At 66.8% G+C, this 23,291-nt stretch carries 20 protein-coding genes and 1 pseudogene; 8 read left to right on the forward strand and 13 right to left on the reverse strand.

Annotated elements, in window-relative coordinates; translation table 11 throughout:
* Window positions 1-230: 230 nt before the first annotated feature.
* The 4 genes from JVH1_RS24120 (at window position 231) to JVH1_RS24135 (ending at window position 5,798) form a co-directional block, all read left to right on the forward strand.
* Window positions 231-1,736, forward strand: a complete 1,506-nt coding sequence (locus JVH1_RS24120) for an aldehyde dehydrogenase family protein (RefSeq protein WP_009475300.1) — start codon at window positions 231-233, stop codon at window positions 1,734-1,736.
* 170 nt (window positions 1,737-1,906) lie between these two features.
* On the forward strand, window positions 1,907-3,397 hold the full coding sequence (locus tag JVH1_RS24125; RefSeq protein WP_009475298.1) for an APC family permease: 1,491 nt from the start codon (window positions 1,907-1,909) through the stop codon (window positions 3,395-3,397).
* Window positions 3,394-5,340 carry a primary-amine oxidase gene (locus JVH1_RS24130; protein ID WP_009475297.1) on the forward strand — a complete coding sequence of 649 codons (1,947 nt, stop codon included), beginning with the start codon at window positions 3,394-3,396 and terminating at the stop codon, window positions 5,338-5,340. The genes JVH1_RS24125 and JVH1_RS24130 overlap by 4 nt, the downstream gene beginning before the upstream one ends.
* 5 nt (window positions 5,341-5,345) lie before the next feature.
* The gene (locus tag JVH1_RS24135) at window positions 5,346-5,798 is read left to right on the forward strand and encodes a hypothetical protein (protein ID WP_009475296.1); all 453 of its coding nucleotides are present in this window, start codon (window positions 5,346-5,348) and stop codon (window positions 5,796-5,798) included.
* 9 nt (window positions 5,799-5,807) lie between these two features.
* On the opposite strand, the gene JVH1_RS24140 is transcribed toward JVH1_RS24135, so the two are convergent.
* Both JVH1_RS24140 and JVH1_RS24145 read right to left on the reverse strand, forming a co-directional pair.
* On the reverse strand, window positions 5,808-6,698 hold the full coding sequence (locus tag JVH1_RS24140) for an alpha/beta fold hydrolase (protein WP_009475295.1): 891 nt from the start codon (window positions 6,696-6,698) through the stop codon (window positions 5,808-5,810).
* A gap of 79 nt (window positions 6,699-6,777) precedes the next feature.
* Window positions 6,778-7,689, reverse strand: coding sequence for an amidohydrolase (locus JVH1_RS24145; protein ID WP_009475294.1), 912 nt, complete (start codon window positions 7,687-7,689; stop codon window positions 6,778-6,780).
* Between the two features lie 77 nt (window positions 7,690-7,766).
* Here JVH1_RS24145 and JVH1_RS24150 point away from each other — a divergent pair, with 77 nt between their 5' ends.
* Complete coding sequence (locus tag JVH1_RS24150) at window positions 7,767-8,585, forward strand: alpha/beta fold hydrolase (protein ID WP_009475293.1); 819 nt, start codon at window positions 7,767-7,769, stop codon at window positions 8,583-8,585.
* On the opposite strand, the gene JVH1_RS24155 is transcribed toward JVH1_RS24150, so the two are convergent.
* The 5 genes from JVH1_RS24155 to JVH1_RS24175 all read right to left on the reverse strand — a co-directional run bounded on the left by JVH1_RS24155 (window position 8,560) and on the right by JVH1_RS24175 (window position 13,078).
* Window positions 8,560-9,786, reverse strand: coding sequence for a cytochrome P450 (locus tag JVH1_RS24155; protein WP_009475292.1), 1,227 nt, complete (start codon window positions 9,784-9,786; stop codon window positions 8,560-8,562). The two genes, JVH1_RS24150 and JVH1_RS24155, sit on opposite strands and share 26 nt — an antisense overlap.
* 41 nt (window positions 9,787-9,827) lie before the next feature.
* Window positions 9,828-10,661: an ABC transporter permease gene (locus tag JVH1_RS24160; protein ID WP_009475291.1), complete on the reverse strand. Its 834-nt coding sequence runs from the start codon at window positions 10,659-10,661 to the stop codon at window positions 9,828-9,830.
* Entirely contained in the window at window positions 10,658-11,614 is a 957-nt protein-coding gene (locus JVH1_RS24165) for a daunorubicin resistance protein DrrA family ABC transporter ATP-binding protein (protein ID WP_009475290.1), read from the reverse strand. The genes JVH1_RS24160 and JVH1_RS24165 overlap by 4 nt, the downstream gene beginning before the upstream one ends.
* 30 nt (window positions 11,615-11,644) lie before the next feature.
* A complete protein-coding gene (locus JVH1_RS24170; RefSeq protein WP_009475289.1) occupies window positions 11,645-12,490 on the reverse strand; it encodes a DUF4097 family beta strand repeat-containing protein in 846 nt (281 codons plus the stop codon).
* A 72-nt stretch (window positions 12,491-12,562) separates the two neighbouring features.
* Window positions 12,563-13,078: a YlcI/YnfO family protein gene (locus JVH1_RS24175; RefSeq protein ID WP_009475288.1), complete on the reverse strand. Its 516-nt coding sequence runs from the start codon at window positions 13,076-13,078 to the stop codon at window positions 12,563-12,565.
* 225 nt (window positions 13,079-13,303) lie between these two features.
* Here JVH1_RS24175 and JVH1_RS24180 point away from each other — a divergent pair, with 225 nt between their 5' ends.
* Window positions 13,304-14,491: a serine hydrolase gene (locus JVH1_RS24180; RefSeq protein ID WP_009475287.1), complete on the forward strand. Its 1,188-nt coding sequence runs from the start codon at window positions 13,304-13,306 to the stop codon at window positions 14,489-14,491.
* A 63-nt stretch (window positions 14,492-14,554) separates the two neighbouring features.
* Here the strand turns inward: JVH1_RS24180 and JVH1_RS24185 are convergent.
* Window positions 14,555-14,797: pseudogene (locus JVH1_RS24185) on the reverse strand (GntR family transcriptional regulator); the annotation flags it as partial.
* Window positions 14,798-15,002: 205 nt separating this feature from the next.
* On the opposite strand from JVH1_RS24185, the gene JVH1_RS24190 reads away from it, so the two are divergent.
* Together JVH1_RS24190 and JVH1_RS24195 are read left to right on the forward strand one after the other, a co-directional pair.
* Window positions 15,003-16,781: a CocE/NonD family hydrolase gene (locus tag JVH1_RS24190; protein ID WP_192817828.1), complete on the forward strand. Its 1,779-nt coding sequence runs from the start codon at window positions 15,003-15,005 to the stop codon at window positions 16,779-16,781.
* A 133-nt stretch (window positions 16,782-16,914) separates the two neighbouring features.
* Complete coding sequence (locus tag JVH1_RS24195; RefSeq protein WP_009475284.1) at window positions 16,915-18,054, forward strand: EstA family serine hydrolase; 1,140 nt, start codon at window positions 16,915-16,917, stop codon at window positions 18,052-18,054.
* Window positions 18,055-18,074: 20 nt separating this feature from the next.
* Here JVH1_RS24195 and JVH1_RS24200 read toward each other — a convergent pair whose 3' ends face one another.
* The 5 genes from JVH1_RS24200 to JVH1_RS24220 form a co-directional block, all read right to left on the reverse strand.
* Window positions 18,075-18,983, reverse strand: coding sequence for an ABC transporter substrate-binding protein (locus JVH1_RS24200; protein WP_009475283.1), 909 nt, complete (start codon window positions 18,981-18,983; stop codon window positions 18,075-18,077).
* 11 nt (window positions 18,984-18,994) lie between these two features.
* Window positions 18,995-19,750 (reverse strand): ABC transporter permease, encoded by a 756-nt coding sequence (locus JVH1_RS24205; protein WP_043779173.1) that lies wholly within the window; start codon window positions 19,748-19,750, stop codon window positions 18,995-18,997.
* Window positions 19,747-20,397: an ABC transporter permease gene (locus JVH1_RS24210; RefSeq protein WP_043779172.1), complete on the reverse strand. Its 651-nt coding sequence runs from the start codon at window positions 20,395-20,397 to the stop codon at window positions 19,747-19,749. The genes JVH1_RS24205 and JVH1_RS24210 overlap by 4 nt, the downstream gene beginning before the upstream one ends.
* The gene (locus tag JVH1_RS24215) at window positions 20,394-21,509 is read right to left on the reverse strand and encodes an ABC transporter ATP-binding protein (protein ID WP_009475282.1); all 1,116 of its coding nucleotides are present in this window, start codon (window positions 21,507-21,509) and stop codon (window positions 20,394-20,396) included. Before JVH1_RS24215 ends, JVH1_RS24210 begins: the two co-directional genes overlap by 4 nt.
* Before the next feature lie 65 nt (window positions 21,510-21,574).
* Entirely contained in the window at window positions 21,575-23,071 is a 1,497-nt protein-coding gene (locus tag JVH1_RS24220; protein WP_009475281.1) for an aromatic amino acid ammonia-lyase, read from the reverse strand.
* Window positions 23,072-23,291: the final 220 nt, after the last annotated feature.

Below are 23,291 nucleotides of genomic sequence, written 5' to 3' on the forward strand. Positions count from 1 at the left end.
CTGCACCGACCCGAAAAGCCGGAATGAGAATCGGCGGCGCGGCGGCCGGAAAAGTCGAATGAGAATGCCGCAGCCGCTGATTCCCATCCGGATTTAGTAGTGACCGGCGACACATCCGGGGTTTATCGTGGGTTCAGGCCGCAGCACGACGAGGCGAACTCATCCGCCAAAAGTGTTCTGCAGAAGCCGGATTCATTCACAGATTCATTCACTCCACCGAAGAGGACATGATGACTGCAGTCGTTCACACCCCAGCCGGACTCGACCCCCGGGTCGTCGACTTCGTTTCGTCGCCGAAGCGCATGTTCGTCGACGGCCGATGGGTGGACTCGGCGTCGGGCAGGACGTTCGAGACGGTCGATCCCGCCACCGGACAGGTGATCACGACAGTGCCGCACGCCGGAATCGAAGACGTGGACCGGGCGGTAGCGGCGGCCCGGCGGGCCTTCGAATCCGGGCCGTGGCGCTCGCTCACCCCCGCGGAACGTCAGCGGATCCTCTGGAAGATCGGCGAGGGGATCCTGGCCCGGGCCGATCAGTTCGCGCAGCTCGAGTCGATCGACAACGGCAAGTCCGTGGCGGTGGCGAAGGCCGTCGACGTGACGTGGGCAGCGGAGATCTTCTTCTACTACGCCGGCTGGGCCACCAAGATCGAGGGCCGCACCATCCCCGTGTCGGTGCCGTGGGCGCCCGGAGCACGTTTCCACGCCTTCACCACTCGTGAACCGGTCGGTGTGTGCGCACAGATCATCCCGTGGAACTTCCCGCTGGTGATGGCCGCGTTCAAGGTGGCGCCCGCGCTGACCTGCTCGAACACCATGATCCTCAAGCCTGCGGAGCAGACCCCACTCACCGCGCTGCTCCTCGCCGAGGTGATCGCCGAGGCCGGCGTCCCCGACGGCGTGTTCAACGTGCTCACCGGTTTCGGCGACATCGGCGCGGCGCTGTCGAGTCACGACGACGTCGACAAGGTCGCGTTCACCGGTTCGACCGAGGTCGGAAAGAAGATCGTCACTGCCGCGTCGGGGAACCTGAAGAAGGTGTCCCTCGAACTCGGTGGCAAGAGCCCGCAGGTGATCTTCTCCGACGCCGACCTCGAGGCTGCGATCCCCGGCGTGGCCGGCGGGTTCCTGTTCAACCACGGCCAGGCCTGCACGGCCGGAACGCGCCTGCTCGTCGAAGACCGGATCTTCGACGAATTCACGTCCGGTGTAGCCGATTTCGCGAAGTCGCAGAAGATCGGGCCTGGGCTCGACCCCACCAACGACGTCGGCCCGCTGATCTCCCAGGAGCAGTTGGGCAAGGTCACCGGATACATCGACGCCGGACTCGCCGACGGTGCCCGCGCGCTCTCCGGTGGGCACCGGCACGGCGACACCGGCTTCTACGTCGAGCCCACCCTGCTGGTCGACGTGAACCGCGACTTCAGCGTGTACCAGGAGGAGATCTTCGGCCCGGTCGCGGTGGCGGTGCCGTTCAACCGGGAGGAAGGCGTCCGCGCGGCCGCCAACGACACCCCCTACGGCCTCGCCGCCAGCGTGTGGACCCGGGACGTGTCCCGCGCCCACGAGGTGGCCGCCGAGATCAAGGCGGGCACGGTGTGGGTGAACTGCCACAATGCGTTCGACACGGCGCTTCCGTTCGGCGGCTACAAGCAGTCCGGGTGGGGACGCGAACTCGGTGAAGGCGCCATCGCCGAATACACCCAGAGCAAGTCCGTCAACATCGCACTCTAGATTCCTCGACCGGATTCGAAATGAGAATCGTCCTGCGTGCGTTCTCATTTGCTGTCGACGGACTGTGACGCAGCGGCAACTGCGCCGACAACCCGCAGTCGCATGCTCGTTCCAGAGCTCACCGCGGAGCCTCCACGCAGACCCTCTCCTCGTGAAAGTCGAAGGAAGCCATGACAACCAACGCCCCCACGCACTCGAGTGCGGTCAGCGACGGCGCCCCTCGCAGACTGGCAGGCACCCTCGGTCCGGGTGCCATCGTGTTCATGGTCGTCGCAGCGGCGGCCCCGTTGACCGTGATCGCCGGAACCGTCCCGCTGGGCATCGCAGCGGGCAACGGCGCCGCCTACCCCGCGTCGTACATCGTCTGCACGGTGGTGCTGCTGTTCTTCGCCGTCGGGTTCACGGCGATGGCCAAGCACCTTCCCGGCGCCGGCGCGTTCTACACCTACATCACGCAGGGCCTGGGCCGGCATGCCGGTCTCGGCTCGGCGTTCCTCGCGTTGCTGTCCTACACGGCCGTCCAGGGTGCGGTGTACGGATACATCGGAGCCGCCGTCAACGATTTCGTCACCGCGCACGGCGGCCCCGAACTTCCCTGGTACGTGTGGGCCCTGGCCGTCACGGCCGTGGTCGCGATCCTCGGATACCGGCACATCGACCTGTCCGGCAAGGTGCTCGGCGTACTGCTCGTCTGCGAGGTCGGGATCGTCCTCGTCATCGACGCCGCCGTCATCGTCCGGGGCGGCGGCGACGAAGGATTCTCGACGGCGGCGTTCCACCCCGCCGAGTTCTTCTCCGGAGCACCCGGCATCGCACTGATCTTCGCCATCGCCGGGTACATCGGATTCGAGGCCACCGCCGTCTTCCGTGACGAGGCCCGCGACCCGGGCCGCACCATCCCCCGGGCCACCTACCTGGCGTTGCTGGTCATCGGCGGTTTCTACGCACTGTCGAGCTGGGCGATGGTCAGTGCGTGGGGCGACGAGGGTGCCGTGGCCATCGCGACCGAGAATCCGGAAGGGATGATCACCGAGACCGCCACCCGCTATGTGGGCGCGATCGCCGGCGACCTGGTTCAGATCTTCCTGATCACGAGCCTGTTCGCGGCCCTGCTGTCCTTCCACAACGTGCTTTCCCGGTACATCTTCTCCCTCGGGAACAGTGCGGCCCTGCCCGCGGGATGCGGCCGCTCGCACGCCAAGCACGCGTCGCCGTACATCGCGTCGGTCGTGCAGACGGCGTCCGCCCTCGTCCTGATCGTCGCGTCCGCCGTCGCCGGACTCGACCCGGTGACCGAGGTGTTCGCCTGGTTCGCCGGCGTGTCCTCGGTCGGCATCGTCGCACTGATGACCCTGACCTCCGTGGCCGTCCTCGTCTACTTCGGCAGGACGCGGGTGGACCGGCGGGTGTGGAACACCGTCATCGCACCCCTGCTCGGCCTCGTCGGCCTGGCCGGGCTCCTGATCATGACCGTCGCCAACCTTCCCCTTCTCGTCGGCGGGTCGAGCACTCTCGCCGCCGTCATCGGGGTCCTGCTCGTCGGAACCTTCGCCGGCGGGGCAGCCGTCGCCGTACTCCGACCCCACGCCGCACGCCACGACACCGCTCTACCGCAGCACGACACGAACGACACCATCATCGACAAGGAGATCGCACGATGAGTACCGCCACCACCGAGACCCCGGCCACCGTCGGTTCCGCCGCCCCGGATCATCCGCTCACTCCGTTGTCTGCGGACGAGATCCGTTCGGCGAAGGCACTCCTCACCGACGAAGGGCTGATCGGCGAGAACGTGCGCTTCGTCTTCGTCGCGCTCGCCGAGCCGCACAAGTCGACGGTCCTCGCGTTCACCGCGGGCGACCCGATCGAGCGACGCGCCCGGATCCTGCTGCTCGACCGCTCCACCGGCATCGGTACCGACCTCGTCGTGTCGGTGACGGAGAACCGCGTGATCAGCTCGACTACCGTCGATTCCGCCACCGACGGCCACGTGCCGATCCTCGACGAGGAGTTCGAGGACATCGAGGCGTTCCTGCTCGGCAGCTCCGACTGGCTCGCGGCGATGGCCAAGCGCGGCATCGAACCGTCGAAGGTCCGGGCGGTTCCCCTGTCGGCGGGCGTGTTCGGTCACGAGGACGAGGTCGGGCACCGCATCGTCCGCGTCCTCGCCTTCCACCAGGAGGACAAGGCGGACCTGCCGTGGGCGCACCCCATCGACGGGGTCGTGGCCTACGTCGACCTCACCGAGCGTCGCGTCGTGAAGGTGGTCGACGAGATCGAGCTTCCCGTGCCCGCCGAGCGCGGCGAATGGAACGCCGAACCGCACGCCACAACCACCCGCACCGACCTCAAGCCGATCGAGATCACTCAACCCGAGGGCGCCAGCTTCTCCGTCGACGGCAACGAGATCACGTGGGCCGACTGGAAGTTCCGCTTCGGTTTCGATGTGCGCGAGGGCCTGACGCTGCACCAGCTCTCGTTCGACGACGGGGGAGTGGAACGTCCCGTGATCTATCGTGCCTCGATCGCCGAGATGGTGGTTCCCTACGCCGATCCGTCCCCGGTCCGGTACTGGCAGAACTACTTCGACCAGGGCGAGTACCTGTTCGGCCGGTACACCAACTCGCTCGAACTCGGCTGCGACTGCCTCGGCGAGATCCAGTACTTCGACGTCACGATCGCCGACGAGTCCGGTGACCCGCGCGTCATGAAGAACGCGATCTGCCTCCACGAGGAGGATTACGGTGTCCTGTGGAAGCACACGGACATGTTCAACGGCATGACCGAGACCCGCCGCTCGCGCCGCCTCGTCATCTCGTTCTTCCTCACCATCGGCAACTACGACTACGGGTTCTACTGGTACCTCTACCTCGACGGCACCATCGAACTCGAGGCGAAGGCCACCGGAATCGTCTTCACCTCCGCCTACCGCGGCGCCGAGGGATTCTCCACCCAAATGGCACCCGGGCTCGGCGCCCCGTTCCACCAGCACCTCTTCTCCGCCCGGCTCGACATGGCCGTCGACGGCAACGTGAACACCGTCGAGGAGGTGGATGCCGTGCCCGTCCCGATGGGTCCGGAGAACCCGTGGGGCAATGCCTTCCGCTGCCAGAAGACCAAGCTGACCACCGAATCAGAGGGGCAACGCACCGCCGACAACCTCAAGGCCCGGGTCTGGCACATCACCAATCCCACCAAGCAGAACCGGCTGGGGCAGGACGTCGGGTACGCGCTGCACCCCGAAGGTCAGCCGGTGCTCCTGGCGGACCCGTCCAGTTCGATCGCCTCCCGCGCCGCGTTCGCGACCAAGCACCTGTGGGTCACGCAATACGACGAGTCCGATCGTTATCCCGCAGGCGATTTCGTCAACCAGCACCCGGGACAGGCGGGCCTGCCGACGTTCGTGGCGGGCAACCGGGACATCGAGGGCGAAGACCTGGTGCTGTGGCACACGTTCGGGTTGACGCACTTCCCCCGGCCCGAGGACTGGCCGGTCATGCCGGTCGACTATGCCGGGTTCACGCTGAAGCCGGTCGGATTCTTCGACCGCAACCCCGCGCTGGACGTGCCGGCGAGCACCGCGAAGCACTGCTGCGAAGGCTAGAAATCGTGTCCGCCGTCTTTTCTCCGATCGCCCGCCGCACCAGTCATTGGTTGCGGCGGGCGGCCGCGGTCCTCGCGGTGGCCGCGGCAGGGCTCCACGCCGCGTCGCTCGGTGAACATGCGACGTCGTCGCCGATGGTCGGCCTGGTGACCGTCGCGATGATCTTCGGATGCCTGTACTGCGCGCGGCACCTGTGGATGCGTGGATCGCACCGGGATTGGGGTCTCGTCGCGCTGATGAACGTCGGCATGATCGCGTTGCACGTCACCGTGATGAGTCCCGGATCCGGTGGCGGCCACCACGGGCACGCGATGCACGCGGCGGCGTCGGCCCCGATGGGTCATTCGATGTCGACTCCGATGGCGGCGGCACTCGCGACGGCCGCACTCGAAGCGGTCGTCGCCGTGACGGTGCTGTTCTACCAGACTCGGCTCGACGCTCGAGAAGTCCCGGCCTGACGGTGAGGATTAGTTTTGCACTGGCGCAAGATCGTTCGCCACCAGTGCGAGAATGTCGTTCGCGTGACTGACGGCAATGAAATGACCACCACCGCTGATCGGGTGCCAGACAGCGCCGGGAGTCTTGTCCGCTACCGTCTTGTTGATGGTCTCAGGCACCAGGGTGTCAGCGCTGCCCTGCCAGAAGTGCACGGGGCGCGTCACTTTCGTCATGTCGAACGGCCAGGCCTCGTAGAGCATCGTGGCGTCGACGACGAGTCCGTCCGCGCCATGCCGAAAGCACTCGCGCCCTGCCCTCAGGAACGCGTCGAGGACCTTCTCGTCAGCCAGCACCTCCCGGTCCGCGGTGCACGCCGACTGCGTGATCGCCTTCGCGTAGCGGTCCGCGAAGTGGGTGGCACTGATGCCGAGCACGTCGTACATCAGTGTGAAACCAGGGTGGAAGTGAAGTGCCAGGCGGCCGCCCAGCGCGTCGACGCTGCTGAGATACTTGGCGGCCCAGTTCGATCCGAACGTTCCGTAATTGCCACCGGCGATGCACACGACATTCACCAGGCGTGCGGGGTCCAGATACGCGGCGGCCGCCAGGGCCCACGGTCCACCCTCGGACCAGCCGGTCACCGCGAATCGCTGTGCGCCGAAGGAGTCGGCCAGCAGCAGGAGGTCATCGGTCCAGCCTTCGAAGGTGCGGCCCGGTTGAGGATCGGACCCGCCGATGCCAGGCCTGTCCGCGCACACGAATCTCAGTCCATTGGCCTTCGCATGCGAATCGAACAGCTCGGCCTCCAGTCGGCTCGAGGGTCCGCCGTGGTTGTGCAGGACCAGTGGTCCGGCCGGGTCACCGGCTTCGAGATACGTGATGGTCCGGTCGCCGACCCGGATACTGCCCTCTCGCGTCACGTCGACTCCTCACAGTGTTGGCCGGACGCCGAAAGTGGATTGGCGGCGTCGAAACTGCAGGTACTCCGATCAATCCCCATTAGACATCAGCGGCGGGCAGGCGGTACACCCGTCGTGCGGTTTCGCCGAAGAAGAGTGCTTGTTCTGTCGACGGCAAGCCGCCGAGTGCTGCCTGGACGGTGGACACCATGGTTTCGGTATCCCACAGCAGATGGTCGATCGGGTAGTGAGAGGCGAACATGCATCGCCCGGCGCCGAAGATGCTGAGGGCCGTCCGGACCCACCGACCGATCGCCTCCAGGGATGTTCCGAAAATGAGGGCGATTCCCTGCAACTTGAGGACGACGTTCGGAAACTGACTCACTGCGGTGAGGCGTTCTTCCCAACGGGTGAAGCCCTCCGTAGTGAGGTCGACCGGCCAACCGGCCGCTTCCAATACAAACGTGGTGTCGGGATACGCGGCGATGAGTTCGTGCGTGGCGGGTAGCTGCTCGTCGTAGACGAGCAGATCCCACACCAGCCCCGCATCGGCGACCTGCTCGAATCCACGCAGCCAGCCCGGGTCTGACAGGTAGTCGCCGCGCGCACCCAGACGCTTGATCGGGTCGGCCGCCCAGTACAGCGGCTGACGCACAGCCCGGACCACCGGGAGATCCCGGTATCGCGCGAGAACGCCTGTCAGATCGCCTGAATCGAGCTGCACGGCCGCGATGAAGGCGTTCGGCACACCGGCACGGTCGGCGCAATGCTGAACCCAGACGGCCTCCGCGACTCCGTCTGCAGCACCGAACTCGCACGCGACCGAGGCCGTGACGGGCGTTCCCTCGACCTGTGCCCGATAGTCGTGCGGCAGGTACCGGTGCGCAGCGTCGTAGTAGTTCGGCAGCAAGGCGGTGAGCGGGGGTGGGCGACTGTCGATCCACGGGTACGCGAGGTCGGGCAGGTTGATGAAATGATGATGAGCATCGACAATGTCCACCTCACACAGCATATTTCAGTTGTCGACGTGGGATCGGGCAATTGGTCGAGCGCGGCTCGTGTGGTCGCGTGGATCGTTAAGGTGTCGACATGGAACGCCGGATCGACGAAGCCCTGGTCCATTACGTCGAGCACGGCATCGGCGTGCCGCTCGTGGCTCTGCACGGAGCCGGCGTCGATCATCGTGAGATCGAGGCGGCGATCGAGGTCGTCGTTCCCGGCACGGGATACCGACGGATCTACCCGGACCTGCCGGGGATGGGCCTCTCGACAACCGGCGGCCTGACCTGCAACGACGATGTGGTGACGCTGCTCGGTGACTTCATCCACAGTCTGGGTGCGGGCCCGGTGTTGCTGGTCGGACATTCCTACGGCGCGTACCTGGCACGCGGGGTGGCCGCACAGCGACCGGACACGGTGCGCGGCCTGGCGTTGTTGTGTCCGGTCACCGAGCGGTCACGACACGTGCCCGATCACGCCGTGGTTCGCCAGGACGCCGATGCCTACGACGAACTCGAACATGCGCAGAGGGCGGGGTTCGACGAGTACTTCGTCGTGCGCACGCTGGCCACCGCTCGCCGCTACCGGGACCATGTTCTGCCGGGTACGACGCTCGTCGACGAGGATGCCCTCGGGCGCATCTTCGCCGGGTGGACGGTCGACGTCGGGTCGAGTGCGTTCTCGGGACCGACGTTGATCGTGGCGGGCCGCCGCGATTCGGTCGTCGGGTACACCGACGCGGCCGAATTGCTCGAGCGCTACCGGCACGCCACCCTGGCCGTCGTCGATGGCGTCGGTCATGCACTCATGCACGAGCGGCCTGAACTACTCGCCGCCCTGTTCGGCGACTGGTTGGATCGGCTGACGCGCTCGGCCGATGGTTCTACCGGGACGTTTCCGTCCAGGTGACCGGCAGTTCGTGGACGCCGTAGATGTTCATGTCGGTCCTGAGTTTCACGTCGCCGGCGGGGATGGCGAGCCCCAGGGTCGGGAAACGGCGCAGCAGTCCCTCGAATCCGGCGCGCATCTCGAGACGGGCCAGTTGCTGGCCCAGGCACAGATGGACGCCGTGGCCCAAGGACAGGTGACCGCGGGCCTTGCGGCGGATGTCGAGGGTGTCGGGGTTGTCGAAGCGCTGGGGGTCGCGGTTCGCGGCCAGCAACGAGACGACGACCGTCGATCCCTCGCGGATTGTTTCGCCGCCGAGTTCGATGTCCTCGGTGGCGTAGCGATAGAAGATGTCGGCAACGGACAGGTAGCGCAGAAGTTCCTCGACGGCATCGGGGAGCAGGTCCGGGTCGGTGCGAAGTTCCGTCAGCTGCTCGGGGTTCTCCAGCAGCGCGAAGGTGCCCAGCGCCAGCATGTTGGCGGTGGTTTCGTGGCCGGCGAGCAGCAGCAGGAAGGCGGCACCGGTCAGCTCCTCGATGGTGAGGTCGTCATCGCGGGCCAGATCGGACAGTATGTCGTCGCCGGGGGCGGCGCGCTTGTGCGTGACCAGATCGGCCAGGTACGTGCTCAGTGCGCCGTACGCGGCCATCTTGTCGTCGAGCGGCTGGTCCTTGATCAGGAACTTGGCGGAGTTGACCTGGAAGATGTCCCGGTCCGCGTAGGGGACACCGAGCAGTTCGCAGATCACCAGCGAGGGCACCGGCAGCGCGAACTCCTTGACCAGGTCGACCGGCGGGGTCAGGCGCGCCATCGCGTCCAGTTGCCGCTCGGCGACGTCGATGATGTGGTCTTCGAGCTGCTTCATGCGTTTGACGGTGAAGGCGCCGGTGAGTTTGCGCCGCATCCGGGTGTGGTCCGGCGGGTCCATGGCGATGAACACGCCCGGCATCTGCGGGGACGGCTCGGTGGCGGCGGGCATGCCGGGGGTCTCGTACGGCACGTGGAGAATGCCGATGTCCTGGCGGGAGCTGAACCGGGTGTCGGCCATGAGCCGGCGGACCGCGTCGTAGCCGGTGACGAGCCAGCCCTCGTGACCGTCGGGGAAGACCATGGGACTGACGGGACGAGTCTCGCGCAGCCGGGTGATCTGCCGGGGCGGGTCGAAGGGGCCCGCATCGCGTTCCATGGGGAGGCCGTACGGGACGGCGACCGTGTTACTCATCGGATGTCCTTTCGTGGCAGTGTCAGTTGCGGGCCGTGCCGCTACCGCGAGTACTCGCGGTTGAAAAGCCTTTTCGACCAGAGGTATCCGCCGAGGGCGATGACGGCGCACCAGCCGAGCGCGATCCATGCGTTGTTCCCGATCGGGGTACCCATGAGCAGGCCGCGCAGGGTTTCGATGATCGGGGTGAACGGCTGGTACTCCGCGAACCAGCGCAACCCGGCAGGCATGGAGTCGGTGGGGACGAACCCGCTGCCGAGGAAGGGCAGCAGAACCAGCGGCATACCCACATTGCTCGCGGCCTCGACGGTCTTGCTCACCTGGCCGAGCGCGACGGAGAGCCAGACGAGCGCGAACGTCACCACCACCAGGAAGCCGGCAGTCGCCAGCCACGCGCCCACCCCCGCGGTCGGCTGGAAGCCGACCAGCAGTGCCACTCCGATCACGATCGCGACGCTGAGCATCGCCTGGATCACGCTGCCCAGCACGTGTCCGGTCAGCACCGAGACGCGTGCGATGTGCATGGTGCGGAACCGGGCGATGATGCCCTCGGTCATGTCCATCGCGACCGAGATCGCTGTGCCTTGGACCGCGGCCGTCACGGTCATCAGGATGATCGCGGGCACAACGTAGTTGACGTACTCGGCGCGCCCGCCGGATACCCCGCCGAGCCCTGCGCCCAACGTGCCGCCGAACACGTAGACGAACAGCAGCAGGAAGACGACCGGCATTCCGACGAGAGTCACGGTCATCGACGGGTACCGCAGCATGTGATTGAGGTTGCGGCGCAGCATCGTTGCCGAGTCGCGCAGCGGGTGGAACCGGAGGTCCGCGGGGGCCGGCTCGGCGAGGGTGTGGGCGGGGGCGCCGATCATGAGGTCACCTTCTCGTTGTGGGGGTTGCCGGTGAGGGCGAGGAAGACGTCGTCGAGATCGGGGGTGTGCACGGACAGCTCGTCGACCTCGATGGCCTCGTCGTCGAGCCGGTCGATCAGGGTCTTGAGCGAGCGGAGGCTGCCGTCGCTGGGTACACGGAGGGCGAGCGCGTCGGGGTCGCGGGAGACCTGGTCGAGGACGCGCTCGGCCGCTTCGAGGCCGCGTGGGTCGGCGAACTGCAGGCGGACGTGGCTCCCGGGGATGCGGCGCTTGAGCTCGTCCGCGGTTCCCTCGGCGACCAGGCGGCCGTGGTCGAGGACCGCGATCCGGTCGGACAGTTCGTCGGCTTCCTCCAGGTACTGGGTGGTCAGGAAGATGGTGACGCCGGTGGCCACCAGGTCCCGGACGATCTGCCACATGGCTCGGCGGCTGCGTGGGTCCAGGCCGGTGGTCGGCTCGTCGAGGAAGATCACGCGCGGGCTGCCGACCAGGGTCATCGCGAGGTCGAGCCGCCGCCGCATGCCTCCGGAGTAGGTCGAGACCGGCTTCGAGGCCGCGTCGACCAGGTCGAACTGTTCGAGCAGCTGGGCGGCGCGCCGCCGGCCGTCGCTGCGGGCGAGGTGGTGCAGATCCGCCATCAGCAGCAGGTTCTCCTTGCCGGTGAGCAGGTTGTCCACCGCCGAGAACTGGCCGGTGACACCGATTGCGGCGCGCACCGCGTCGGATTCGCGGGTGAGGTCGTGGCCGGCGACTCGGGCGTCACCGGCCTCGGCGCTGATCAGGGTGGACAGGATGTTGACCGTGGTGGTCTTCCCGGCGCCGTTCGCGCCGAGCAGGGAGAAGACCGTTCCCTGCGGGACGGTCAGATCGATGCCGTCGAGCACCACGTGGTCGCCGAACGACTTGCGCAACCCGGTCACCGCGATGGCCGGCTGAGATTGCCTGGTGGTCATGGTTTCCCTTTCTCGAGGTCCAGAAGTGGATCAGGAACGGCGGATCGTGATGCCGCCGAACGAGGTGTGCGCGCGGACCTCGACGGTCTCGTCGGACGCCTCGGGCCGGGCGGTGTTGTCCAGCAGGTTGCGTACCTGCCCGAACTTGGTGTTCACCTCGAGCCAGGCGGCGGTGCCCTCGGCGATGCCGATCTCCAGGTCGCCCATCGCGGTCCCGAGCTCGACCGAACCGCGGGCCACCTCGCCGAGGCGAATGCTGCCGTTGGACGTCTTCGACTCGACACTCGCGCCGGCCCGGTCGACGGAGATGTCGCCGTTCGCCGAGCGCACGTGGACGTCGCCGGTGACCGCGGCGATCGCGGTGTCACCGTTGGAGTTCTTGACGATTGCGGAGCCCTCGATCTCGCCGATGCGGACCTTCCCGGAGCCGGTGCGGATCTCGGCGTTGCCCGCGACACCGTCCGCGGTGACGTGACCGGCCGCGGTGTCCACACGCAACGGACCGGTCTGCTCGAGCCGGACGTTCCCGGTGGAGGTCTTGAACCGGCACTGCCCGAGCCGGCCCGTGCCGCTGAGGTCTCCCACCTGCACCTCGCCGGAAACCTGCGAACCGCTGGGCAGGTCGATGGACACCTCCACCGACCTGGACTTGCGGGAGAAGTCGAGAACGCGCGCTTTCGGCCCCATGACCTGGAGCACGCCGTTCGCGTAGTCGACGCGGACCCGCTGGGCGGCCTGCACGTCGGACTCATCGGATGCGTCGCTCGGGCGCACGTCGACGGTGGTGTCGGTGCGGTCGCTCGCGGTGATCCGCACATTGCCGACGCCGAGCTCGATCGTGACGGAAATCGGTTCGGGTGTATCGAAATTGGGCATAGCTGTCCCCTCAGGATGAGTTGGTGAAACATCCCCGCAGGTCGGGGACGTGGTGTGGGTAAGGCGGTGCGGCTAGCGCACCCAGCCGGTGAGGCTCTGCTTGGTCGGTTTGCCGCGCTGCTGGGCGTGCTGGACGCGGTCCGGTTGCTGCAGCGCGGACGAGGCCGCGCGGACCAGCCAGGCGTTGACCGAGCGCCCCTCCTTGGCTGCGGCCTCCTCGACCGCGGCCTTGAGCTGTTCGGGTAGGCGCACGTTGATCCGCGCGGTCGGGCCGTCCTCGGCGATCGGGGTGCCACCGTCCGCCGGTGCCGCATCGTCCTCGACCGGTTCCTCGATCGGCTCGGCGGGCCGCGCGGTCACGACGAAGTTCGGGTCGCGTCCGCGCAGGCGCAACTCCACCGATCCCGGGGCCAGATCCTGGGTGATCTCGTCGGCGGCGGCGGACAGTGCGTCCAGCAGCGTCATCCGGATCGCCGATTCGAGCGACCCGGTCAGGCGCTCGACCAACGCACGGGATTCGTCACCGCCGGCTTCGGCGAGGGTGGCGAATTCACGTCCGAGGTTGCTCACATACGGTGTCAAATCCATGGTGCCATCGTGGCACAGCGATGGCACCATCGCAAGGGTTTAATGGCTCAATGGTGGTGCCACATGGCACCACCGGGCTCCTCTCGGATGAAAATTGCTGGTTGTTGCCGCTCGACCAGCCGATCGGATAACGGGCGGAACCTCCCTGGGCAACGACAGTCTGCGCCTAGAATCCCAGTGAGCAGCGACTCCCACTCGACCTCTGCGTACGAAGGGATCGACCCCATGAGCTTGTCGACTTGTAGCCGGCTGCGTCGAACGGCCACCGCGCTCAGCATCGTTCTGGTCCTCGCCACAGTTTCTTGCGGATCGGACGATCGCAGCGGCGAACAGCAAGCAGCGGAGCACGGTCCCGACGTCGCGCACACCGATGATCCCGACGCCGACAAGATCGTCGATATCGTTCGCGACAAGCTGACGGAGCTCGATCTCAGCGGCGCCGTGTTCGGTGTGTGGCGCGGCGACGAGGAGATCGTCGCCGGGGCGGTGGGGGAGTCTCCGCTCGGCGTTCCCGCGACGCGTGACATGCAATTGCGAGTCGGCCAGCCGATGGAACCGATGCTGTCGACCGTTCTGCTGCAGCTGGGCGAGGCCGGAACGCTGAGCCTGGACGAGCCGATCGCCAAGTGGGTGCCCGACTTTCCGCGGGCCGACAAGATCACCCCGCGGATGCTCGCCAACAGCACCACCGGCATTTCGGACTACGTGACCAACCCCGATTTCCTGAAGATCTTCTACGCAAATCCGATCAAAGGCTTTACGTCTCAGGAGATCTTCGACCTGGCGAACGCCCGCCCGCCGCTGTTCGAACCGGGGACCAGCTTTGCCTACGCGCACAGCGACCTGTGCCTACTCGGTGTGGTACTCGAGAAGGCGGCGGGAAAGCCGTTGGGCGACCTCCTGAAGGAGCGGATCTTCACGCCGCTGGGGATGGACGCGAGCAGCGTGGTGCTGACACCCCAGATCAGTGAACCGATCCTGCACGGCTATACCAACGAACGTGGCGTCTTCGAGGACTCCACGTTCTGGAATCCCACGGCGTTCCTCAACAGCGGCAACATGAACTCGACGGTGGCCGAAGTCGCGCGGTGGGTTCGGGCGCTCGGCACCGGCGAACTCCTGTCCGACACGGCGTTCACGGAGATGATGGCGGACAAGACCGCCGGGCTGGGCCCGCTGACTGCGGACAAGTACTTCGCATTCGGAACCGTTCACCTGGGCAGTTGGCTGCTCATGAACCCGGCATTCGGGGGTTACAACGGCATCGCCCTCTACGAAACGGAGTCGAAGACCACGATCGTCGTCTACGCCACGCTCGGACCGACGGCCAATGCCAACGCCAATAACACTGTGCCGATCGGCAAGGAGATCGGTGCCCTCCTCTTCCCCGACAACCCGCCGAAGGTGCCCTGACGCTCACCGCGCAGGTCGACGGGAGGAACCCGGCGGGTCCGCGAAAACCGTTGCCGCTACGGGCTAGCCAGCATCCTCTTGGGCGGCGAGTTGCACCCTGATCCGCGACGTCGCGTTGATCAACGACTCATTGTTGACGGCGGCCGCAGCGTCGGCGTCGCCCTTGCGGGCGGCCTCGACGAGACGTTCCTGGTACCTCCACAACGAGTCGTCTCCCGGCGTGTCGAGGGTGCCCTGCGCGCCGACGATCTTGTAGGCACGGCAGTGCTGCCACAGGGTACGGATGGAATCGACCAGCACGGGGTTCAAATATAGACCGCACGAGGGGCGCAACCGTGCGGCAGACGACCTGAGCGAGTCCGCGAGCCGCGCCGCACACCGGTGCCGCGACACACCGGCAGCCTGAGTTGGTCGTGCGTCCAGAGCGTTTACGCTCGTCGGAGGTGCTCGGGGCGGAGTGACGGACGGCGGGTGGGCTGTGAAACACAGGGCGCGTAGATCAACTCTGGCGGTGGTGACGGCAGCGGCCGCGGTACTGACACCGATCGCGGCGTCGGCCCCGGTGGCAGCGGATCCGGTCGGGTTCACGAAGACCACGCTCCATTTCCAGGTTCTCGTCGGACCGAACCGGGACGAGCCGTGCGACGTGATCGGCGACGTGTACAAACCCGACTCGGCGTCGGCGTCGTATCGGGTGCCCGCCGTCCTCACCACCAACGGCTTCGGCGGTTCCAAGAACGATCAGGCCGGCATCGCCTCGTTCCTCGCGTCCCGCGGTTACGCGGTGCTCGCGTACTCCGGGCTGGGCTTCGGCGGTTCCGGCTGCAAGATTCACATGGACAACCCCGACTACGACGGGCGCGCGGCGAGTGAACTGGTGAGCTTCCTCGGTGGACGCGACGGCATGGCGTTCGTCGATCCCGCGCACACCGTCCCCGTCCCCGGTCTCGACTACGTGGTGCAAGACCCGACCGCTCACCACGGCGTCGCCGAGGCGCACGATCCGCGGGTCGGCATGGTCGGCGGTTCCTACGGCGGGGCCGTGCAGTTCGCCGCGGCCTCGGTGGATCCCCGGATCGACACGATCATCCCGATGATCACGTGGAACGACCTCAGTTACTCGCTCGCGCCCAACGGCACCGACCAGATCACCGGGGTCAGCACGTCGGTTCCCGGTGCGTCGAAGGTGGTGTGGTCGCTCATGTTCGGGGCCATCGGCGTGACCAACCCCCGGGCCGAGGGCTACGCGCAGGACCCTGTGCGGGCGTTGGGTTGCCCCAATTTCGCCGACCCCGCGTGCCCCGCGCTGACGCAGGCCGCGGTGCAGGGCTTTCCGGACCCGGGGTCCGTCGACTTCTTGCGCCGGTCGTCCGTGGTGTCGTACGCGGACCGGGTGAAGATTCCGGCGTTGATCATGCAGGGCCAGAAGGACACCCTGTTCGACCTCAACGAAGCGACGGCCACGTTCGAGTCCCTGCAGGCGCAGGGCAACGACGTGAAGATGATCTGGCACAGCTGGGGGCATTCCGATCTCACTCCCGCCGAGGGCGAGATCAGCATGAAGGATCCGAACCCCGACACCCAGTACGAGACGGGCCGGATGGTCGACTGGTTCGACCACTATCTGAAGGACAGCGCGGTCGACACCGGGCCGGTATTCAGCTACTTCCGCAACTGGGTCGACTACACCGGCAACGCCGCACCCGCGTACGCCGAATCCTCGGATATTGAGGTAGGCCAGGACTATTCGCTCTCCCTCTCCGGCGACGGCGCACTGACCGACCGATTCGACGGCATCGTTCCCGGCGCGCAGACGCTGAACACGCTGCCCGGCGGCCTCCCCACCGACCGGGAGGCACCGGACACCCGGCCGGGGAACCAGGTCCCGCAGGGCATGATCCCCGGCACCCAGGCCGAATGGTCGTCCGGCATCCTCGACGCCCCGCTGGACGTGGTGGGCGCCCCAACGCTCGACGTCCGTGTCACCGCTGCACCCGCGGTCACCGGGGTCGAGGACTCGGTCGTGGTCTTCGCGAAGCTGTACGACGTGGCTCCCGACGGCACCGAAACGCTGATCAACGGACAGGTCGCTCCGGTGCGCATCGTGGCACCCGGTGAGCCCCTCGAGGTCACGATGCCGGCCATCGTCCACCGCTTCGACGAGGGGCACCGCGTTCGCCTCGTGGTGTCCGGGGGAGATCCGAGCTTCCGCGGAAGCCTGGTGCCGCACCAGGTCACCATCGCGTCCGGTGACCCGGGGCAGGCGCTGGTGCTGCCCGTGACCGGCTGAGGTCGGGGCTCGTCCGGATGAGTCGCCACGAAACGAGTGATTGACATCACATGAGGGTCGGGATCACACTGGAACCCTCAAATTGAATCCGATGTCAAGATCAATTGCGTCGGCTGGTGGAGAGGAACCACAGGTGACCAAGCTCGGAGGAGTGTGCGACAAGCGCTTCACGGCGTTGCAGGAGGCACTGAAGGACAATCTCGACTCCGGTGAGGAACTCGGCGCGTCGATCGTCGTGACCCTCGACGGAGAGCCGGTGGTCGACATGTGGGGCGGATGGTCCGACACCGATCACACCACCGAATGGGAGCGCGACACCATCACCAACGTGTGGTCGTGCACCAAGACGGTCACCGCGCTCGCCGCACTGATGCTCGTGGACCGCGGACTGCTGGACGTCTACGCGCCCGTCGCGAAGTACTGGCCGGAATTCGCCGCGGCAGGCAAGGACCGCGTCGAGGTTCGCCATCTCCTCTCGCACACGTCGGGTGTGTCGGGGTGGGATCAGCCGATCACGGTCGAGGACACGTTCGACCTCGCCGAGTCGACGAAACGGCTCGCCGCCCAGGCGCCGTGGTGGGAGCCGGGCACGGCGTCCGGATATCACGCGCTGAACTACGGCCATCTGATCGGTGAGGTCGTCCGCCGAATCGACGGGCGCACGCTCGGCCGTTTCGTCGCGGAGGAGATCGCCGGGCCACTGGGGGCCGACTTCCACATCGGATTGGACCCGTCGGAGTTCGGCCGGGTGTCGAACGTGGTCCCGCCGCCGCCGTTGCCGATCGATCTGGCCTCCCTCGACCCCGCCAGTGTCATCGTCAGGACGTTCACCGGCCCCGGACCGGACGCGTCCGCGTCCTGGTCCGACGAATGGCGCAAGGCGGAGAACGGCGCGGCCGGTGGCCAGGGCAACGCCCGGTCGCTCGCCCGGATACAGTCCGTCGTGGCCTGCGGGGGAGAACTCGAGGGCGTCCGCCTGCTGTCGCCGGACACCATCTCCCTGATCTTCGAGGAGCAGTCGAACGGCGTGGATCTGGCTCTGGGGCAACCGATTCGATTCGGCATCGGGTACGGTCTGCCGACGCCCGCGTCCGTGCCGTTCGTCCCCGAAGGACGCATCTGCTTCTGGGGTGGCTGGGGCGGCTCGCAGGTCGTCGTCGACACCGAGCGCCGGATGACCATGACGTACGTGATGAACAAGATGGGGCCGGGACTTCTCGGCTCCGACCGGACCGCCCAATATGCGACGGCGACGTTCGATGCGCTGAGCTGACGCGCCCGCCCGGGGCATGATCAGGACGCCAGCCCCTTGTCCTGCAGCCATTCCCAGGCGATGTCGCCCATGTCCTCGAGGTCGGCCACCCGCTGGTTCATCTCGATGAGATCCTCGGTCGTCAGTGCCGCCGACACGTCGGCCAGGACGCCGCGGACATCGTCGCCTGCCTTGTTCTCGTTGATGATCGGTGTGATGTTCTCCGCCAGGAACAGGTGTTTGGTGTCCTCGAGTGCCACGAGGTTCTCCGAACGCATCGCCGGGTCGGTGCTGAACACGTCCGCCACTTCGATCTGACCGCTCAGCAAGGCGTTGAGCGTCAGGGGACCGCCGGCGTCGAGTGCCAGGAACTCCTTGAACGTCAGGCCGTATTTGTCCCGCAGGCCGGCGACGCCGTTCTCCCGGGTCTTCCATTCGGGCGGGCCGCCGAGGGTCAGCTCGTCGGCGTGGGGCACGAGGTCCTCGATCGTCTCGAGCGAGTACTCGTCCGCGGTTTCCGGTCGCACCGCGAGCACGTCCTTGTCCTCGGCGGGGGACGGTTCCAGTGCGATGAGCCCGGCGGGCAGCTTGGCCTTGATCTCCTCGCTCACCTCGTCCGACGCGGTCGCGGTGGTGGCGCTGTCGAGGTATTGGAGCAACGCACCCGAGTACTCGGGCAGCAGGTCGATGGAGCCGTCCCGGATGGCCGGGACGTACACCTCCCGGCTTCCGATGTTCAGCTTCTCTGTGACGTCGATGCCGTTCGCGCGCAGCGCCTCCGCGTAGATGGTCGCGATCAGCTGGCTTTCGGGGAAGTCCGCGGAGCCGACGACGATGGCACCGTCGCTGCTTCCGCCGTCGTCGGATGCCAACGGGTCCTTGCCGATCCCGCATGCCGTCAACGACATCAGGGTGGCGCCGGTCAGCGCGACGATCAATGCCTTCTTCATGATGATGTCCTTCAGATCAGCGAGGGCTCGGGAGCGGACGCGGGTCGGGCTGCGACGGCGGCGTCTTCGGAATCGGATCGCTTGTTCGCGCCGCTCCGCTCGCGTCGCGTCAGACCGGGTGAGACGACCCGAACCGTGAGGAATCCGATCGCCAGGTCGAATGCAAGCGCGAGGAGGGACACGAGGACCGCTCCGGCGGCCATCTGGGCGTAGTCGCTCTGCGCTTTGCCGTCGATGAGGAGACGTCCCAGTCCGCCCAGCGAGATGTAGGCGGCGACGGTCGCGGTCGAGACGATCTGCAGCACGGCGCTGCGCACACCCGACAGCATCAGCGGCAGCGCGCAGGGCATCTCCACCTCGGTGAGGATGCGCATCGACCGGAACCCCATGCCCCGCGCAGCGTCCACGGCGGCCGGGTCGACCGAGCGGATGCCCGCGTAGGTGTTGGTGAGAATCGGGGGGATGGCCAGCAGCACCAGCACGATCAGGCTCGGAATCAGATAGGCCAGCTTGGTCGAGAACGACGGTGCGATGACGAGCACCAGCAGGATCAGCAAACCGATGGTGGGAAGGGCGCGCAGCGAGTTGGCCAAGCCCGCGACGACGACCGCTCCGCGACCGGTGTGCCCGATGTACAGTCCGAGCGGAACCGCGATCAGTGCCGCCGCGAACAGGGCGAGGAACGTGTACATCAGGTGCTGGAGGAGGAGAGCGGGAATGCCTTCGGGTCCGGTCCAATGAGCACCGTCGAGCAGAAAGTCGATCATGATGAGACCACCTTCGGGGTCCACGGTGTGAGTAACCGATTGGCGAGCACGATGAGTAGATCGAGAACCAGCGCCAGCAGCAGGCACAGCGCGATACCGGTGATGATCGGAGTGTAGAAACGCAGCTGGAAGCCCTGGGTGAACAGTGAACCGATCTGCGGGATTCCGAGCAGCGCGGCGAGTGAGACCAGGCTGACATTCGACACGACCGCGACGCGCAGTCCGGCGCAGATGACGGGAACACCCACCGGCAGCTGGACTTTCAGCAAAGTCTGGTACGGCCGGTAGCCCATCGCGGTGGCGGCGAGCACCGTCTCCTGCGGCACCGAATCCAGGGCGTCGGCGATGACGCGCACGAGGAGGGCGACGGTGTAGATCGTCAGTGCGACGACGATGTTCATCGGATCGAGGATCTTCGTTCCGAGGATCGGCGGGAGCAGGACGAACAGCGCCAGCGACGGGATCGTGTAGAGCAGGCCGGCCGTCCCCACCACATAGGGGTTGATCCGGCGACTGCGATGCGCCAGCCAGCCGATCGGCAACGCGACGATCACACCGATGACGAGCGGCACGAGCGAGAGAAGGATGTGCCAGCCGACCAGTTCGGCGATGCGATCGGACTGGCGGCCGAGCCATTCGATGTTCATCGGGCCATCGCCTCCGTGGCCACGAGATCCGCCGACTCGATCGCCGCGACCGCCGCGTGTGCCGTCACGGTTCCCACGAGCACACCGTCGCCGTCGACGACGACACCGCGTTTGCTGGGTGCGGACAGGGCGGCGTCGAGTAGGGCCCGCATCGTTCCGTGCGCATCGGCGACCGTCCCGCTGAGATTCACGTCGTCCGGGCGAATGCGGTCGACGACCTTCGCCGGTTGCACCCAGCCGATCGGCTTGTTCGCCGGGTCGACGACGAGCAGCCAGTCGTCCGTGGTCCGGGTGAGGGCGTCGGATGCCGAATCACCGAGACGGGCAACGGGTTCGGCAATCGTCTCCACGCGGCCGCCGAGGTTCGAGAAACCCAGCGAACGGTAGCCGCGGTCGCGTCCGACGAAGTCGGCGACGAACTCGTCGGCGGGTTCGGTCAGCAACTCCAGCGGCGTCGCCGCCTGCGCCAGGATCCCGCCGGTCCGCAACACGACCACCTGGTCGCCGAGCTGGAGTGCCTCGTCGATGTCGTGCGTGACGATGATGATCGTCTTGCCGATGTCCTTCTGCAGTCTCAGGAATTCGTCCTGGAGCTGGCTCCGGACCACCGGGTCGACAGCGCTGAACGGTTCGTCCATCAGCATGAAGGCCGGGTCCGCGGCGAGGGCGCGCGCGACCCCCACTCGCTGCTGCTGGCCACCCGAGAGCTGCCACGGATACCGATCCGCGAAGTTCGCCGCGAGACCGACCGTCTCGAGCAGCTCCATCGCCCGGGTTCGGGCCTCCTTCTTCGTCTTTCCCAGCAATCTGGGCATGGTCGCGACGTTGTCCACGATGGTGCGGTGCGGGAACAGTCCGGCGTGCTGGATGACGTACCCGATCCGCCTGCGCAACAGCGCGGGATCCATGTCCGCCGTGGATTCGCCGTCGAGGGAGATGGTTCCGGACGTCGGTTCGATCAATCTGTTGATCATGCGAAGCGACGTCGTCTTGCCGCATCCCGACGGCCCGACGAGTGCTGTGATCTTCCCGCTCGGGCACTCGAGGTCCAGTTCGTTCACCGCTGTCGTGCCGTCCGGATATGCCTTGGTGACTTTGTCGAATGTGATCATCCGCGTGCTACTTTCGTGTAATCCGAGTGGAGACACACTCGGAAGTTCGGTGTCGTGGGACTGCTTTACCGAGTTGTGTCTTTCTCCGGATTGGGCATCTGTTCCAGAAACTTCACCGCTGCTTTCAGGTCGTCGCTCAGAGGACGGTCGGTCGTCCGCGGGTCCAGGCACGCGCGTGCCCGGTCCAGGTACGCGCCGAGTTCGGTGGTCGTGTCGAGGTCGTGGTCCTGCTGGCCGAGGGCGCGCACCGCCGAGATCAGTTCGCACGCGAGCACGATGCGAGACTGGGCGAGGATGTCGGTGAGCTGGGTGGCGGCCTGCGACGCGAAGCTCGCGTGGTCCTCGGTTCCGCGGGAGATCACGGTGTGTCCGAGAGAGCCCGGCGCCGCGGCCATCCGGATCTCGGCGATGGCCGCGGACGTCGTGTACTCCAGCAGCATGGTGCCGCTGCTGCCCGCCGGACCGTCGGCCAGGAACGGCCGGAGACCGGTGACCACCGGATCGGAGAGATTGGCAAGTCTGCACTGCGACAACAGCGCCGCGCTCGACAGCGCGAGTTTCGCCTCGTCCACGGCGAGGGCGATCGGCATTCCGTGGAAGTTCCCGTTGTGGAACACGGCGTCGTCCTCGACGGAGATGAGAGGGTTCTCGGAGGACGAGTTCATCTCGATCGCGAGCGTGCCCCGCAACCGCTGCAGCGCCTGCCAGGTCGCCCCGAGGATCTGCGGCAGGGCGCGGAACCCGTAGGAATCCTGCACGCGGGCGGCCTGTACGCGGTGGCCCGCGAGGAGTTCCCGGACCCGGCCGGCCACCTCCTCCTGGCCGAGGTGCCTGCGGGCAGCCTGCACCCGTGCCGCGAACGGTTCGACGGAACTGCGCGTCGCCAGTAGCGACAGCACACCGACGATCAGCGAGTGCTCCAGCCAGTTCGCCACGCTGTCGGTGGCCGACGCCGCGAGCGCGACCGTCATCGCGTTGGTCGAGATCAGTGGGAGTGCGTCACCCTGGTGTGCGGTCCACCGGGTGACGAGTCGACCGTCCCGCAGCGGTGCCTCGCCCATCAACCCGAGCGCGATCTCGGAGAACGCGCTGAGGTCGCCGGTGCCTATCGCCCCGCGAGCGTGCACGGTGGGCTGTTCGTCCGCCGCGACGGCATCGATCAGCGCGGTGACGATGTCGGGGTGCAGACCGGATCCGCCGTTGAGGATCTGGTTGACGCGAATGATCATGGCGGCGCGGACGACGTGATCCGGCAGCGCGGGGCCCGAACCCGTGGCGTGGCTGCGGAGAAGTCGAAGGTCCTGGTCGACGCCGTCGGAGACGGAGGTGTCCCGGTTGCCCCCGACACCCGTGGTGCGTCCGTAGATGGGCTGCCGTTCGGCGATGCGCACGGCTGTCTCCCACGAACGGCGTGCGTGGTCGAGCGCTGCGGGGTCGGGCTCGATCACGACGGGTTCCCGGGCGAGCGCCGTGAGCTGGTCGACGGTGAGCTGGGCGCCGTCGAGCACCACCGGATGGGGCGGGGGCGGTTCCTCGGTCGAGCTGGAATCTCTCCGGGTCATCAGAACTCCGTGATCGATGTGGTGTGCCTCACTCTTCGAGATGTATAGTCCTGTATATACCGCGGCGTGTCAACCGTCAGTTTCCTGCCATGACCTCTGCCGCAAGACCTCAGTGAGCGGCTGGCATTCCGGCTAGGTCAACCTCTCACTTCGATCAGTCCCTCCGTGAACTTCCGGGACGTAAGGTCTCGGGAGAGGTGCATTTATGGCCATGCATCGA

The organism is Rhodococcus sp. JVH1, from assembly GCF_000280725.2.
Classification (GTDB): Bacteria; Actinomycetota; Actinomycetes; order Mycobacteriales; family Mycobacteriaceae; genus Rhodococcus_F; species Rhodococcus_F jostii_A.

Coding starts and splice junctions, on each gene's coding strand:
- JVH1_RS24150 (WP_009475293.1), top strand. CDS start 7,767: ATGGAACGCCGGATCGACGAAGCCCTGGTCCATTACGTCGAGCACGGC.
- JVH1_RS24210 (WP_043779172.1), bottom strand. CDS start 20,397: ATGAACATCGAATGGCTCGGCCGCCAGTCCGATCGCATCGCCGAACTG.
- JVH1_RS24125 (WP_009475298.1), top strand. CDS start 1,907: ATGACAACCAACGCCCCCACGCACTCGAGTGCGGTCAGCGACGGCGCC.
- JVH1_RS24155 (WP_009475292.1), bottom strand. CDS start 9,786: ATGAGTAACACGGTCGCCGTCCCGTACGGCCTCCCCATGGAACGCGAT.
- JVH1_RS24220 (WP_009475281.1), bottom strand. CDS start 23,071: ATGACCCGGAGAGATTCCAGCTCGACCGAGGAACCGCCCCCGCCCCAT.
- JVH1_RS24165 (WP_009475290.1), bottom strand. CDS start 11,614: ATGACCACCAGGCAATCTCAGCCGGCCATCGCGGTGACCGGGTTGCGC.
- JVH1_RS24175 (WP_009475288.1), bottom strand. CDS start 13,078: ATGGATTTGACACCGTATGTGAGCAACCTCGGACGTGAATTCGCCACC.
- JVH1_RS24145 (WP_009475294.1), bottom strand. CDS start 7,689: ATGCTGTGTGAGGTGGACATTGTCGATGCTCATCATCATTTCATCAAC.
- JVH1_RS24200 (WP_009475283.1), bottom strand. CDS start 18,983: ATGAAGAAGGCATTGATCGTCGCGCTGACCGGCGCCACCCTGATGTCG.
- JVH1_RS24130 (WP_009475297.1), top strand. CDS start 3,394: ATGAGTACCGCCACCACCGAGACCCCGGCCACCGTCGGTTCCGCCGCC.
- JVH1_RS24205 (WP_043779173.1), bottom strand. CDS start 19,750: ATGATCGACTTTCTGCTCGACGGTGCTCATTGGACCGGACCCGAAGGC.
- JVH1_RS24160 (WP_009475291.1), bottom strand. CDS start 10,661: ATGATCGGCGCCCCCGCCCACACCCTCGCCGAGCCGGCCCCCGCGGAC.
- JVH1_RS24120 (WP_009475300.1), top strand. CDS start 231: ATGACTGCAGTCGTTCACACCCCAGCCGGACTCGACCCCCGGGTCGTC.
- JVH1_RS24170 (WP_009475289.1), bottom strand. CDS start 12,490: ATGCCCAATTTCGATACACCCGAACCGATTTCCGTCACGATCGAGCTC.
- JVH1_RS24215 (WP_009475282.1), bottom strand. CDS start 21,509: ATGATCACATTCGACAAAGTCACCAAGGCATATCCGGACGGCACGACA.
- JVH1_RS24180 (WP_009475287.1), top strand. CDS start 13,304: ATGAGCTTGTCGACTTGTAGCCGGCTGCGTCGAACGGCCACCGCGCTC.